Genomic DNA, 13,140 nt, shown 5'->3' with positions numbered 1-13,140 from the left:
CGAATAATGACATCTACTCCAGCCACATCTACCATCATGGGTTTAACGCCATATTTCGCGATATTTCATCATTTTTAGCCATAATCGCTTATTTACATGGATAGTCTTATTAGGCGCTTGATGATGTAATTAACCGTTTTTGAGTTGAATTAATCTTATATGTAAAATGAACCGGATTAGCTTTATGAATCCTAACATTAAATGAAGGATTGAAAGGAGGCTGACGGGATACTTTGATTTTGTACGATGATTTGTGTTGGGATACGTCTTAGTACAATTCAGTGAAATCTAAGAATCTAGTCTGCAATGTTTGCAAATCTAGTAAAACAAAAAAAAGACTCTGGACATGCCAGAGCCTTATGCTAGCGATAATTCAATTGGTAACCATCTAACCATATATGTAGGTCGGATTAACCGGATGATTATAATTTGATTACGTTAGCTGCTTGCGGTCCACGTGCGCCTTCGACGATATCGAATTCAACAGATTGACCTTCTTCCAAAGTTTTGAAGCCTTCGGATTGGATTGCGGAGAAATGTACGAATACGTCGCCGCCGTCTTCAGTTTCAATGAAACCGTAACCTTTTTCTGCGTTGAACCATTTTACTTTACCTTGCATGCACTAACATTCCCTTCGTCATCAAATGAAGTGAAGCTTTCGGCCTTAACCTCTGCCCACAACTCAGATGATACCATCCAAAGTTATCCATTGTCAATTGGTAAAGAAAATGTTTTCTTGGTATTTTTTGTAGATTAATCAGAGATTGTGATGAATGCTGTAATATTGTCCCGAACTCACTTCTTTCGAAAATAACTCTGCCCTCTAGAAGATATACAAAACTTTCTTTTTCCTTGTCCGTAAATTCGAGAAATTAAATCTTTAGTCTTAATAGAAATAGTTCATATGTACGCGTTTGTTTCTTATAACAACATTTAAAATGATATAAGAAGTAGTATATCAAATTATTGAGGTGCTTGTTATGACCAGAATAAAAATTCCAATAGATCAGATGAAGGAGACTATTCACCATTTTAAAATACGAAAAGATGAATTAGAACATATATTAATAACTCACCGAAACATTTTAATTCAGATTCAATCTGATTTTCAAGGGTTCACTTCGGAAAGATTATTATCTGATTACGCTCATGCTGAGAAAATAATGTACTCTATTCTAGATTCAATCGGGCATGTCTCTACGACACTAGAAACCGTTGTGGCCAGGTTCCAAAATGCTGATTCAGGTAATGTTGAACTATACGGAAATTTAACTCTTGAGCAAATGTATCAATTACATCACATAACCAATGCCTCTAATTTAATGGATCGATTGGGCTATGATCCGAATTCAACTAAGGATAGCTTTTCCCAAGGTGCTTCAGACCAACTCAATTCAAAGGTAGAGGAATGGACAGCATTTGGAGAAAATGCTATAAAGCATCCTTTCGAAACAGCCGTAAATATGTTATATAGCAATACTATCGGAACAGCTGTTGATATTGGTAATGTTATAAAGTTCGGGTGGAACTTCACCTTTAATTTCGGAGATGCGCGAGAATTAGCCGAACAATCATATAATCAGCAAAAAGAGAAGTTAGACGAACAGGGCTGGAAGTATTATTCGGGCGGGTTAACTACTCAAGCAGCGATGTTTCTTGTTGGAAGAAAGTTAGGCATGCCAAAGCATAACAAACATGATGATTCAGCCGGTGGTTCATCGGGTGAATCAAACAAAACTGAACAACCAGATAACAAAATTGATCCAAAAACAACTGAGAACGTAATTAATATAACTAGTCAGATAGAGGAACACGGACCTGCGTGGAAATCAGAGGAACTTCTTGAAAGACACTTAGCTAAAAGAATTAAAAAGGAACACATACCCGAAGATTGGACAACTGAAGACTACAACTCCAAAATCACTGAAATTATCAACAATAAAGATAATGATCTATATGAGTACTCACAGCCCGATTTCCCACAAAAGTATTATATCTTTGGTGATAAAACATGGATTGTTATGGTGGGTGAAGATGGTAAAATGGAAACCGCCTTTCCTCCTGATCGGGGTTATATTAAATATCTCGAGGAAGAAATCAATGCCAAATATATAGGTAAAATTAAGGATGTGGAATAATGGATTACCAAAAAATGATTAAACTCTATGGAATTGATATGGAAGACGAGCTTGAAGTGAGCCCTTTCGAATACCTGGATACTTTCGGCATGCGTAGTGATCTTCATAGAAATAGAGATAAACTGGAGCTATCTGATCTGCAATTACTTCATAAATATGACCAAATGTTACTTAATCGTAGTGAAGAGCTTTATAACTATATGAAAGCAGTATACTCTTTCAATGATACAAGTAAGCCCATTGAGGAGTGGTGGTGGCATTTGGATCGAGTGGTTTCTGGGGAATTGCTTGTCGATGTGAGCATGGAATAATCTGAACCCTAACGTCAATTAATGAGAACAGCTCAATTGGGTTGGTTAAAATACCCACAACACACGATCGGCTTTAATTATTATCTGCATGAATTGAATAATAATTCAAGAGTCATGGTGTTCAAACTGTTTCCTGACAACAGTATCTATATCCCGATACGGTTAAGTTATGGTTATGTAAGCCACAGAAGGTGTATTTGAACGAAGCTGAGGGTAGATATGACATGATCTATAGATACGGTTCACGCACGCTTTCTTTCCATTATGTTAATCAGTATGAAGATGAGATTTATTTGACTAAAATTTATTAGAGTATGTGTAATCGCGATATTAATTATAATTTAGATTAAACTTATGGAATTCCCCCTGACTGTTGGCATAACAAAATCCCCTTAGATATCTAAGGGGAAGCAGCCACAACGTTTACCTTTATATTCACTCATTTTTGTTTCTATATATTTTTATTTTTTTCTATCCATTAAAATACTTTCAGGAGAGAAGTCACTCTCGTATGCATTACGCTGAGCCTTTGCCTGGTTACGCTTCATAAGCCAATCCTGAGCCTCAACACGAAGTAAATTCATTTGGCTTAAGATAGCAGCATCATGGTCTGTTAACGCAACAATTCTTGCCTTCTGAGCTGAATCAATAGAAACATTGTGTAAATGATCTTGAATACGTTGAATGATTATTCCTCTTTTATCTACATATTCAACCAATTCTTCATAATTCGCGTCTGACAATTCACTTATTATATTAGAGTTCAATAGTTCTAACTCTGCTATTAAATCATCCATGTGCACTCTCTGACTGTGATACAGCTATTTTAGAAGCCTGTATCCATGTTTCACGTAAGTCCGTAAGATACCCAATGGCTTCTTCAGCTTTATCAGGTTGTTTCTGAATATTAGCCTGCACTAGGAGATAATTAGTATATTCATACATTGAATACAATCCCTTTGAAATTTCAACGGAGTTGTCCAAGGTACTCATAAGTTCGCTAATAATAGTCTGAGCTTTACCCAAGTTAAGACTAGTCGCTTCATAATCATTTTGTTTCAATCCTTCAATACCGGTACGTGCAAATCGTATTGCACCGTCATACAACATAACAACGAGTTGTGAAGGAGACGATGTCTGAACTGAAGATTGCCGATACTTATCATAAGGAGATTTAATCATGTACTCACCCTCTTTAAGAATTCATTCCCAAGCTTGAAAACAAGCTAGAGGATTGGCTGCTGAGTTTACTCATAGCTGTTTCCATCGCAGTGAATTGTTTGTAAAACCGTGTTTCAGCATTATTTAAATTGGTCAGCATAACACTAATTCTATCATTGTACTGTTTAAGTCTCTTACCCATAACACTCTGCTCATTAAATGTCGTCGTCAGATCAGTAGAATATCGACTGGTACCTACTCTTTTTACCATACTCTCAAGAGATTCTGTAACTTTAGATGCTAATTTATCAAAGATCCCATTTTCAGAATCACTTGCAGGACCTTGTAATAGATCAATTGCTTTCTGTGGGTTAGTAGCCAGTGCTTGTTTCAACTTCGCTTCATCTAGCTCTAGCTTACCTTTAGTATTATAATCCCCCAGATTAATTCCAATTTCTTTTAAGTTTACAACTTCTTTTGAAATAATACTACGCATAGAAGAAATTGTACTTCGGAGAATATCATCATTTTTCAAAAGTCCACTTTTTGCTTTTTCTGTCCAGTTCTTTATGTCATCGTCCTTCATGGCTGACTTCTGCTCATCCGTCAAAGGTGCAAAATTACGATATTTGGCTTCATCGACTTTCGAATTCAGTAAATTAAGCAGCGAATTATAATCTTCTACAAAATTTTTAATATTTTGTACTGCCGTTTCAGTATCTGATTGGATTGAAATCTCAGCGGGCGTATCCGTTGTAACACCACCCACTGTGCTGGATGTTTCTTTTAATAAAGTTAAAGTCACACCGTTGACCGTGAAACTATTACTATTATTTTTAAATTCAACACCATTAACTAACGATATTGAATCTTTCCCTGTCTTGGTAACAAACTCAGTGGGATCGTTAACAGAATCATAGCTTTGGTTAAATAATTTCAATGTGCTATTATCACCACTTGAGATTATTTCATCTGTATTACCTAAAGTACCACCTTTTTTTGAGGTAAACATCAATTTACCCGTAATTTCATCAAACTTAGCAGTAACATTTGACTTAGAGTTACCGTTAATTGTGGATACTAGAGTTGCGATGGACGTAGTTCCATTAAATAATGGCTCCCCTTTATCGTCCTCATAAGTAACCCCACCAATTGTTAATGGGTACACTGCCTTGTTATAAGTCTCGCGATCAGCATCGGTTAATACTGCAGGATCTGTCACACCATCACTAATCATTTTCAGGTCAGCAAGAGTTTTGGAGCTAGAAACGCTCTGCCCCACACCCCTTGTCTCCACAGTTTTGTTAGAAGCTAGTTGTGTTACACTCACCTTCATGTCTATTCCTGTAGCTGAAGGCCCTGCTTCTGCCCTAACTGCTGTTGTATTACCATTAATAACTGATTTGTTCGTATTCAATGCTGCGCTTTTCCCGTACTTATCAACGAGTTTATTGGTTCTAAACTCAACTAGCTTACTATTAATCTCCCGATAGCTATCTCTTGTCCATTCTAAGATTTGTTTTTGCTGATTCATCTTATCCAGAGGAACTCTCTTGGCAGCCATCATACTTTTGACCATACTATCAATATCCATACCCGAAAAACCATTAATACGAGTTACCATACCTTATCCCCTCTCTATATCTTCTCATCAACTAATATTCCGGCAATTTCCATCATTTTAGCAACTAAATCTAATGTTTTCTCCGGTGGGATTTCTCGAATCAACTCACCCGTATCTCTATTAAGAACTTTTACCATAATATCATGAGTTTTCTCATGCACGCTTATCTCTAAGGTTGTCTGAGGGCCCTGTAAGGACTGCACAGCACGCTCAATCGTTTTAATTAAATGTTCATCAGCAATAGAGACATTAGCACCTTGTAGCTCTTTTAAATTCATCTCTTTCGTATTCTTTATAGCAGGTGTTGAGGTTACTGAATCACCCGTCACTGAAGCATCAGATCTGGGTTGTCCGCTAACTGATCCTGAAGCGGATAGAGAAAGCTGTACATTCATGAGCCTATCCTCCAACCAAGCTTATTTAAAGTATATATCGGTTACAATCAAACAGATATTTAGGGAAATGCTAACAAAAATAAAAAAAGCCCCGGAAAAATCCGGAGCTTGATTACTAAAGTGAAAATTAACGAAGCAATTGCAGAACGCCTTGCGGTTGTTGGTTTGCTTGTGCCAACATTGCTTGTGCAGCTTGTGCAAGGATGTTGTTTTTTGTTTGTTCCATCATTTCTTTTGCCATGTCTACGTCACGAATACGGGATTCGGAAGCAGTCAAGTTCTCAGAAGTTGTTCCCAAGTTGTTGATTGTGTGCTCCAAACGGTTTTGAACAGCACCCAGTTTAGAACGCTCAGCAGAAACTTTGGAGATTGCGGAATCCAATTTAGTCAGAGCATTTTGTGCTCCAGTTTGGCTGGAGATATCTACACCGGAAATACCCAGCGCGTTGGATCTCATATCGTTGATGGAGAATGTAAGGTTTTGGCCTTTATTCGCACCAATTTGCAGAGAAACAGCACCCGTACCGGAAGCTTCGCGAGAAGCTTGATCAAGACCGAGTTTAGACAATACATCACCATTAGCAAGTTCACCGAAATCAATTACTCCGCTTGGGCTAGTTACAGTCAAACGACCATTTTCAGCTTTCACTTCAACGTCTTTAATTTCTTTATCGGTGTCAGTAAATCCACCTTTAGTGTTGATATCGAGAATTTGCGCATTGATAGCTGTTGCGAGAGCATCAGCCAATGCTTTAGCATCGGTGTCAGCATTTGCAGTGAGACCCGTAACTGTGCGAGTTTCACCATTGATGCTAAAGCTAAATTTATCAGCTGCAACAATTGCATCAAGAACTTTGTTCTGTCCAGCTGCAACTGTTACTGCACCTGCTTGCTCAGCAGCCGCACCAACGAACACGTCTAATACAGAACCGCTTCCTGCAGCATCAGTTCCGTCTGCAAGTTTAGCTGTAAGCGTAGCACCGTCACCAAAGTAGTTTTCAACTTTCGAAGAAGTCCCTTTTGAACCACTTTCGATTTTGAAGTTACCTGGAGTTGCATCAGTCACTTTAACATGCTCTACACCAGTTCCAGAATCATCAATAGATGCATTGATTGCTTTTTGCAATACATCGCGGATTTTACCACTTGCAGTTGCATCCATTGGAGTTGTTGACCAGTCACCTGTCAATACAGCCTTATCTGCTTCGCTTAAGTGCTTGCTCCAGTCGATCGTGATGGTTTTTCCATCAATTACGATTGCATCTTTTTTGTCAAACTTAAGCTCTTCTGCTCCACCTGTGCTAGTTGCTACTCCACTAGCGTCTGCACCTGTCAAAGTACCAGCAGTTTGTTTGAATACTTGGGAACCAGATAGTTGGTTGATACCGTTAGAACCACCAGCACCACTCAAGTTACCATTCAACAATTTTTGTGTATTGAACTCTGCAGTATCACCGATACGGTCGATCTCAGATTTCAATTGGCTTACTTCGTTTTGAAGAGCTTTACGATCTTCTGCAGTGTTCGTTCCGTTGGCAGATTGGTCAGCCAATTCACGAACACGTTGTAGGATAGAGTGAGTTTCGTTCAAGTTACCCTCTGCTACTTGAATCAAAGAGATACCATCTTGAGCGTTACGGCTCGCTTGATCCAAACCGCGGATTTGGGAACGCATTTTTTCGGAAATTGCCAAACCAGCAGCATCGTCACCAGCACGGTTGATGCGAAGACCAGAAGACAATTTTTCAATGTTTTTGTTTGTGTTAGCGGAGTTTACACTCAGCTGACGGTGCGTATTCAACGCAGCGATATTATGATTGATAATCATTAGATAGTTCCTCCCTGAAAATAAGTTAGTACCACATCCTTGTGGTAAACGCCGCGACATTAAGGTCGGCCGCCCTGCCGAAGCAGCGTCTAAATTATATATCGACAGGAGGAGAGCAAGTGTTTATAGCAAATTGGAATTTTTTTATTCTTTTTTGTTGCTACTATTTCGAAGACGTTCCATAAATGCTTCAACGTTAGCCGCAAGAGGTGTTGCAGACTCTCTATTTGTCTCCTGAATAGATTGATATACTTCTTGTCTGAAGATATCAATGTGTTTAGGTGCTGAAATTCCAATACGCACCGTATCACCCTCTACAGATAATATTGTAACTTCAATATTATCTTGAATGATAATAGATTCACCCTTTTTCCGTGATAAAACCAGCATGTTATACTCCACCCTTCACTGAGGTCTTCTCTTCTTCAGCCCAAATGAGATGGCGTGGTTCGTAACCAGATTGATGAAGTATAACCTGTTTACCTAGGCGATTTTCAGGATTCAAAACAATCGGTGCTAGCAAATTCATTGTAGAATTATTAGCTTGAGAATGTATTGTAACAATTGTGTATACGGTGACTTGATCTTCAATCGCGAGCTCTTCTTTGTCTACGTCGGCCAGTTCAAAACTATAGCTAGGCATAAACACAAATGGACTTACTAACAGAAATGAAAGTCCAGGCTCTTGTATCGACTGCAAATAAGTAAAAGGCGTATCCTCCCATGGGATTAATGTAAATTCTGTTTTCTCCTCGAATCCCGGTAAACCTTTAGGAAACTTAAATATATCTTCTTCTTTAACTTCTATTTCTCCCCATATGCTTGTTTGGATATGAATGACAAACGCCTCCCTCGGCAAAAATTGATAAAAAAAAGCCATAGAGGACTGTATCAGAGACCGTCTATAGCTCTACATTATATCTTATAACCCCATATCTACAGTAGGTGGAGTATATTGAATTGATGCATACTGCTTAACATAGATATCGAGCTTTCCCCTCTGGTATTCAATCTCAGGTCTGTTGACCGTAACATTCATTTCCGAAACAGCGGCTTGAAAACGAATATCAGGCGGTCTCGTTTCAATACGAATATCTACGTTATCAAATGATGCAGGAGTTCGAGTCTCAGGGAAAGGCTGTGGTTGCCAGTCCGTACCTATGATATTAGCAATCGTGTTACCCGGTTTGTGAATAGCTGCCAATTGATTGCCCTGTTGTACGCGATTGGCCATATTTTGCAGGAATTGCTGTTCAATACCTGAATATATCCTCGCATTCATATCTATCATATTTCCGCCAGTGTATGCAGAGAACGCCTTGGATTGATCTACATTCAGTCGAATAGGATGACTCTCTACCGTTAATTTAGAAGGTTTAGTATTGAGTTGCACATCTGCTTTGGGCTGACGTATAGAAAATTGGCCAAGATCGGCATCTATACTTAATAACGATGGCGTTGTTCTAATTTGAACAATTGGAAGAGTACTCAAAGATACATCCTCCTTCTATCTCAGGAAGTCTACTAACGATGGAGAGATGATTTTGGCTCCCGCAGACAAGGAAGCATTATAGATATTTTCCTGAATTTTAGATTGCATCGCAAGTTCCGCATAATCAGCATCCTCAACTTTGGCTTGAAGATTCGTTAAGTTTATGCCCAAATCGTCTAAGCGGCCTGCCATCAAGTCAACACGGTTCGTTTTTGCACCAATTTCAGAACGGATCGCTAACATCTTATCCATACGACTATCGATATTTCCCAACTGATTGGAAAGTTCTGCCTTGTTACCACTGCCCAATGCCTTCATGATATTGTTCATAATACCAAATAGATTATCTTCTTCCGTAGAGGTACCAAATACTTCATTTCCACTCACATTAATCGGTAGCTGTACGCTCTCACCAACAATAAAATTAATTTTCCCTTTATCTGTAATGATCGATGTAGCTGTAGTTGTATCCATCGTCCCATCAGCATTAGTCGGGAAATCGTAAGGCTTCACGTCATAGGTTTCACCGTTAAATATATACTTTCCGTTAAGCTTACTGTTGGAAATATCAATAAGCTGTTCCTTAAGTTGACTCACCTCTTCTTTGATACTATCCAGTGCGGACTGAGGATTCGTTCCAGTCGATGCTTGAACCGTCAACTCACGCAGACGCTGAACCACATTACCTGCTTGATTCATCACGGTATCATTGAATTCTAGCCAGGATACTGCACTATCTACATTTTTCTGAAATTGTTCATTAGAAGACAATTCAGCCCGATAACGAAGGGAGTAGGTAATCCCTACCGGATCATCAGAAGGCTTGTTGATTTTACGACCTGTCGCAAGTTGAGTCTGTGTATTATTCATCTGCTGTGCATTACGATTCAGGTTCAAAAGTAACTGCGAACTAAGCATGTTATTCGTAATTCTCATAATCTGTTATGTCACTCCTTTCTATTATCTGCCTACCATACCCGTAGAGTTAATTAGTTTATCTAGCAGTTGATCGTATGTGGTCATAAAACGTGCAGATGCGCTATAGGCATGCTGGAATTTGATCATATTAGCCATTTCTTCATCCAATGACACACCACTAACGGATTGACGACGAGTGTCCACCTGTTCTACCAAAAATTCCGAGTTAGATGTCTGACGTGCAGCTTCTTGAGACTGTACCCCTAATTGTCCAACAATTGCACTAAATTGAGCACCAATGGTCGCATTACGCAAACCATCTGCTGATTTCATCGGTGTATCTTTCAGATTCGCAAGCAAGATGGCGAGTGTGTTGTTCCCTTTGATTACAGTCTCCGTGCCAGAAGCATCCGTTGTGCGAAGTGAAGTCGCAATCTTGTTCGGATCAGCCAGAATTTCTGCGTTTAGCGATATATTTCCAGCAGTAATGGTTGTTCCGCCATCCGATGCTGTGAAGAAAGGTAGACCCGGGGTGGTTGTACCATCCATCGTATACCCCAGCTGATGCAGACCATTGAGTCCTTTTACAGTTACCTTCGTATCTGTCGCTAACGCGCCCCCTGCAAGTCCTAAGGCGTTCGTAGCAGGGATAACCGATCCTGCTGGAAGTGTGATTTCGATATCCCCATTTGCGAGCGTATTCGCCAACTCATCCATTTGCTTCCGATAATCACTTACCAACGTATCTCTGGACTTGATCATGCCGTGAACTTCACCATTAGTTAAGGTTCCCGCTGTATAAGCCGTGTTCAAAAAGGCTGGATCTACAGGAACCTGTACAGCTCCACCTGTAACAAGCGCCTGTCCATTCATTTGGATCTGGTAACCTTGTGGAGAATCTGTAACTGTAATATTCATAATTTTGGATAGCTTATCTGCCATTAAGTCACGTTGATCACGCAAATCGTTGGCATTGTCACCTAGCGACTCGACTTTCACAATGGCACTATTCAAGTTCGCTATATTCCCCAGGTAGCCCTGGATTTCATTAGCTTTAACTGCAATATTACTATCCAAATCCTCACTTAGTGCATTCAATTGACGACTGATCTGATTCATCGCATCCGTCAAAGCTAGCGTCGTTTCTTTTACAATTCGGCGTGCTGTAACATCTTCTGGATTCTTACTTAGATCAGACCATGATTTATAGAAATTATCCATAACAGTACGGAAGCCTGTGTTGGATGGTTCATTTACAATTGCTTCGAGCTTCTCCAAGGTATCGCGCTGGATGGACCAGCTTCCGAAGTTCGTATTCTCATTACGATATTGGTCGTCGAGGAATTTCTCACGTACACGCGTGATAGAATCAAACTCTACCCCTGTGCCGAGCTGTCCAGGTGTTGTAGAATGCAGAAATGCAAACGGCTCCATAGGAATAGATGCCTGCATATTTACCTTCTGACGCGAGTACCCTTCCGTATTCGCATTCGCTACGTTATGGCCTGTTGTGCTAAGAGCTGTCGTCTGTGTGAACAAACTGCGTTTAGCCGTTTCGATTGAATGAAATGTAGATGCCACTTAGTTTCCCCCTAATGTTTAGGCACGCGTGTCAAACAGACCGATTCGCCCTGGATTGCCGTTCTTATCGGCAGGATGCTGATAGGTGGCATCCTGTTCTGGTCTTGAAGCGAAGATGTCCATCGATAGGTCGATAAACATCAAGGACTGCTCGATCAGCTTTTGATTCAATTGGTTAATTTCCTTCAATTCTTGTAATGTTCCCGCTAGCTTCTTCTGAACCTCGAGTAATCGCTGCTTGTCAGCCGGATCAAAAATCAATTTTGAAATTTCGGTAATGTTCAGATTCAACATGGATTTGATTCCCCGCTCCTGAAGCAGTTCGTGCACGGCACGCTGTCGTTCAGTCTCCAATGGCTCCTGCTGCTTCATAAACCTAGATTCCTTGTTCAGAACGGCAATAAGTTCATCCACATCGTTCTTGACGATCACCTGTCGCTTGATCTCGCTAAGTGCCAGCATGTCGCGGTGACTTTGTTCCATCTGCTGCAATACTGCAATTAATCTGTCCAGTGCTGCCATTACATGATCACCTATTCCTTATCAAAAGACTTAAAGTACGGCAGCAACTTGTCGGCAAGTTTACTGCTGTCTACCTGATATGTTCCTGAGCTCACTTGCTCTTTCAACTGTTGGATACGCTCCAAACGTCCTATATCCTGTGTACGACCTTGTTCCTCAAGCATCTTCATCGCCTCCGGAGAAATGGATACCTCGTCCTTACGGCGGCTTTTCTTAGCCTCAGCCTGCTGATTGGATTCAACGTTCCTCTGATATGAATTGATAGCACCAATTCGATTTGGTTCATTGATCTTCATGTGAACTACACTTCCTTCCACCTTAGGATTTTTCGATTATAGAATGATACGTTATCAGCAATGCCGAAGATTCTATAATCACCAGAAAAACTACTACTACATTGTGGTCTTTCTTCCTTGGTTTACATCGATATTCGCTTTTCTTACTTTATCTTTACGTTATCAAATAATTAGGATAATAAAAAAAACCGATAATCTTTAATAAGTTTATCGGTACGTTCCAAAACATTTGTTATAGCAAAACATGTAATTAAGCCCTGATTCCTATGAATCGCGCAGTTTGTCGACAGCAGTATAGGTTCGTCCGCCTATATTATTGTTCTCCTTCTGACCTACTTCGCGGGCTGCCCCAGCCAAGTCTTTAGTCAATCGGTTACGGCAAGAGTCGCACATATGACCTTCACGAATCAAGGTTCCGCATACTTCACAAGGATACATCATATTCGGGGCGTTTTCGATGGAAATTCGTCCCTCTCTGATGAACTTGGTAATCTGTTTAATCGAAATTTCCGTTGCATCAGACAATTCCTGAATGTTAGCACCTTTATTCTCACGCAAGTAGTCTACACAAGTTTGGTATTCTATTTCTATTTCTTTAATACAGTTTGTGCACACTTCCCGAATATTTATTGCATATAGTCTGCCACAGCGAGGACAATTACCCAGATTCATCGCTTAAACGCCCCTCTCACACTTTCATTCCGCATGGATAATATCTATAGATTACCTTATTTTCTCACATCAAGTCCATAGGGTTTCGCGAAATAAAAGAGAGGAATATGGTGCATAACTACGCAACCTTATTCCTCTCTTTCAAATGTTTTATTCTAATCTTTCATAAATTCAACCTGCGTATGTGTGTAACTTCTATAA

At 39.8% G+C, this 13,140-nt stretch carries 16 protein-coding genes; 2 read left to right on the top strand and 14 right to left on the bottom strand.

Annotated elements, in window-relative coordinates; translation table 11 throughout:
• Window positions 1-422 precede the first annotated feature (422 nt).
• Complete coding sequence (locus tag M3636_RS18255) at window positions 423-620, bottom strand: cold shock domain-containing protein (RefSeq protein WP_024631599.1); 198 nt, start codon at window positions 618-620, stop codon at window positions 423-425.
• A gap of 361 nt (window positions 621-981) precedes the next feature.
• On the opposite strand from M3636_RS18255, the gene M3636_RS18250 reads away from it, so the two are divergent.
• Window positions 982-2,139 (top strand): hypothetical protein, encoded by a 1,158-nt coding sequence (locus M3636_RS18250; RefSeq protein WP_251383483.1) that lies wholly within the window; start codon window positions 982-984, stop codon window positions 2,137-2,139.
• Window positions 2,139-2,450 carry a hypothetical protein gene (locus tag M3636_RS18245; protein WP_251383482.1) on the top strand — a complete coding sequence of 104 codons (312 nt, stop codon included), beginning with the start codon at window positions 2,139-2,141 and terminating at the stop codon, window positions 2,448-2,450. Before M3636_RS18250 ends, M3636_RS18245 begins: the two co-directional genes overlap by 1 nt.
• A 461-nt stretch (window positions 2,451-2,911) precedes the next feature.
• Here the strand turns inward: M3636_RS18245 and M3636_RS18240 are convergent, their stop codons facing one another.
• The 13 genes from M3636_RS18240 to M3636_RS18180 all read right to left on the bottom strand — a co-directional run bounded on the left by M3636_RS18240 (window position 2,912) and on the right by M3636_RS18180 (window position 12,939).
• A complete protein-coding gene (locus M3636_RS18240; RefSeq protein ID WP_251383481.1) occupies window positions 2,912-3,247 on the bottom strand; it encodes a hypothetical protein in 336 nt (111 codons plus the stop codon).
• A complete protein-coding gene (fliS, locus tag M3636_RS18235) occupies window positions 3,240-3,632 on the bottom strand; it encodes a flagellar export chaperone FliS (protein ID WP_251383480.1) in 393 nt (130 codons plus the stop codon). Before fliS ends, M3636_RS18240 begins: the two co-directional genes overlap by 8 nt.
• Window positions 3,633-3,645: 13 nt before the next feature.
• Window positions 3,646-5,235 carry a flagellar filament capping protein FliD gene (fliD, locus tag M3636_RS18230; protein WP_251383479.1) on the bottom strand — a complete coding sequence of 530 codons (1,590 nt, stop codon included), beginning with the start codon at window positions 5,233-5,235 and terminating at the stop codon, window positions 3,646-3,648.
• A 14-nt stretch (window positions 5,236-5,249) separates the two neighbouring features.
• Window positions 5,250-5,630 carry a flagellar protein FlaG gene (locus tag M3636_RS18225; protein ID WP_251383478.1) on the bottom strand — a complete coding sequence of 127 codons (381 nt, stop codon included), beginning with the start codon at window positions 5,628-5,630 and terminating at the stop codon, window positions 5,250-5,252.
• A gap of 127 nt (window positions 5,631-5,757) precedes the next feature.
• On the bottom strand, window positions 5,758-7,458 hold the full coding sequence (locus M3636_RS18220; RefSeq protein ID WP_251383477.1) for a flagellin N-terminal helical domain-containing protein: 1,701 nt from the start codon (window positions 7,456-7,458) through the stop codon (window positions 5,758-5,760).
• A 144-nt stretch (window positions 7,459-7,602) separates the two neighbouring features.
• Window positions 7,603-7,848, bottom strand: a complete 246-nt coding sequence (gene csrA / locus M3636_RS18215) for a carbon storage regulator CsrA (protein WP_251383475.1) — start codon at window positions 7,846-7,848, stop codon at window positions 7,603-7,605.
• Window position 7,849: 1 nt separating this feature from the next.
• Window positions 7,850-8,338 carry a flagellar assembly protein FliW gene (gene fliW, locus M3636_RS18210; protein ID WP_251383473.1) on the bottom strand — a complete coding sequence of 163 codons (489 nt, stop codon included), beginning with the start codon at window positions 8,336-8,338 and terminating at the stop codon, window positions 7,850-7,852.
• Between the two features lie 42 nt (window positions 8,339-8,380).
• On the bottom strand, window positions 8,381-8,950 hold the full coding sequence (locus M3636_RS18205) for a DUF6470 family protein (RefSeq protein ID WP_251383472.1): 570 nt from the start codon (window positions 8,948-8,950) through the stop codon (window positions 8,381-8,383).
• 15 nt (window positions 8,951-8,965) lie between these two features.
• Window positions 8,966-9,886 (bottom strand): flagellar hook-associated protein FlgL, encoded by a 921-nt coding sequence (flgL, locus tag M3636_RS18200; RefSeq protein ID WP_251383471.1) that lies wholly within the window; start codon window positions 9,884-9,886, stop codon window positions 8,966-8,968.
• A 24-nt stretch (window positions 9,887-9,910) separates the two neighbouring features.
• Window positions 9,911-11,449, bottom strand: coding sequence for a flagellar hook-associated protein FlgK (gene flgK, locus M3636_RS18195; RefSeq protein ID WP_251383469.1), 1,539 nt, complete (start codon window positions 11,447-11,449; stop codon window positions 9,911-9,913).
• 18 nt (window positions 11,450-11,467) lie between these two features.
• Entirely contained in the window at window positions 11,468-11,971 is a 504-nt protein-coding gene (locus M3636_RS18190) for a flagellar protein FlgN (protein ID WP_128103753.1), read from the bottom strand.
• A gap of 11 nt (window positions 11,972-11,982) precedes the next feature.
• Window positions 11,983-12,267, bottom strand: a complete 285-nt coding sequence (gene flgM, locus M3636_RS18185) for a flagellar biosynthesis anti-sigma factor FlgM (protein ID WP_251383468.1) — start codon at window positions 12,265-12,267, stop codon at window positions 11,983-11,985.
• 264 nt (window positions 12,268-12,531) lie between these two features.
• Window positions 12,532-12,939 (bottom strand): TIGR03826 family flagellar region protein, encoded by a 408-nt coding sequence (locus M3636_RS18180; RefSeq protein WP_251383466.1) that lies wholly within the window; start codon window positions 12,937-12,939, stop codon window positions 12,532-12,534.
• Between the last annotated feature and the right edge of the window lie 201 nt (window positions 12,940-13,140).

This window comes from Paenibacillus sp. MER 99-2, assembly GCF_023714095.1.
In the GTDB taxonomy this organism is placed as follows: domain Bacteria; phylum Bacillota; class Bacilli; order Paenibacillales; family Paenibacillaceae; genus Paenibacillus.
Note: the sequence above shows the minus strand (reverse complement) of the source record. Positions and strands in the feature narration are given on the sequence as shown.

Bases quoted from the DNA above. Each gene is read 5' to 3' on its own strand.
- M3636_RS18250 (WP_251383483.1), top strand. From the start codon at position 982: ATGACCAGAATAAAAATTCCAATAGATCAGATGAAGGAGACTATTCAC.
- M3636_RS18240 (WP_251383481.1), bottom strand. From the start codon at position 3,247: ATGGATGATTTAATAGCAGAGTTAGAACTATTGAACTCTAATATAATA.
- csrA (WP_251383475.1), bottom strand. From the start codon at position 7,848: ATGCTGGTTTTATCACGGAAAAAGGGTGAATCTATTATCATTCAAGAT.
- flgL (WP_251383471.1), bottom strand. From the start codon at position 9,886: ATGAGAATTACGAATAACATGCTTAGTTCGCAGTTACTTTTGAACCTG.
- flgM (WP_251383468.1), bottom strand. From the start codon at position 12,267: ATGAAGATCAATGAACCAAATCGAATTGGTGCTATCAATTCATATCAG.
- M3636_RS18255 (WP_024631599.1), bottom strand. From the start codon at position 620: ATGCAAGGTAAAGTAAAATGGTTCAACGCAGAAAAAGGTTACGGTTTC.
- M3636_RS18225 (WP_251383478.1), bottom strand. From the start codon at position 5,630: ATGAATGTACAGCTTTCTCTATCCGCTTCAGGATCAGTTAGCGGACAA.
- M3636_RS18190 (WP_128103753.1), bottom strand. From the start codon at position 11,971: ATGGCAGCACTGGACAGATTAATTGCAGTATTGCAGCAGATGGAACAA.
- fliS (WP_251383480.1), bottom strand. From the start codon at position 3,632: ATGATTAAATCTCCTTATGATAAGTATCGGCAATCTTCAGTTCAGACA.
- M3636_RS18245 (WP_251383482.1), top strand. From the start codon at position 2,139: ATGGATTACCAAAAAATGATTAAACTCTATGGAATTGATATGGAAGAC.
- fliW (WP_251383473.1), bottom strand. From the start codon at position 8,338: ATGGCTTTTTTTTATCAATTTTTGCCGAGGGAGGCGTTTGTCATTCAT.
- fliD (WP_251383479.1), bottom strand. From the start codon at position 5,235: ATGGTAACTCGTATTAATGGTTTTTCGGGTATGGATATTGATAGTATG.
- M3636_RS18220 (WP_251383477.1), bottom strand. From the start codon at position 7,458: ATGATTATCAATCATAATATCGCTGCGTTGAATACGCACCGTCAGCTG.
- M3636_RS18180 (WP_251383466.1), bottom strand. From the start codon at position 12,939: ATGAATCTGGGTAATTGTCCTCGCTGTGGCAGACTATATGCAATAAAT.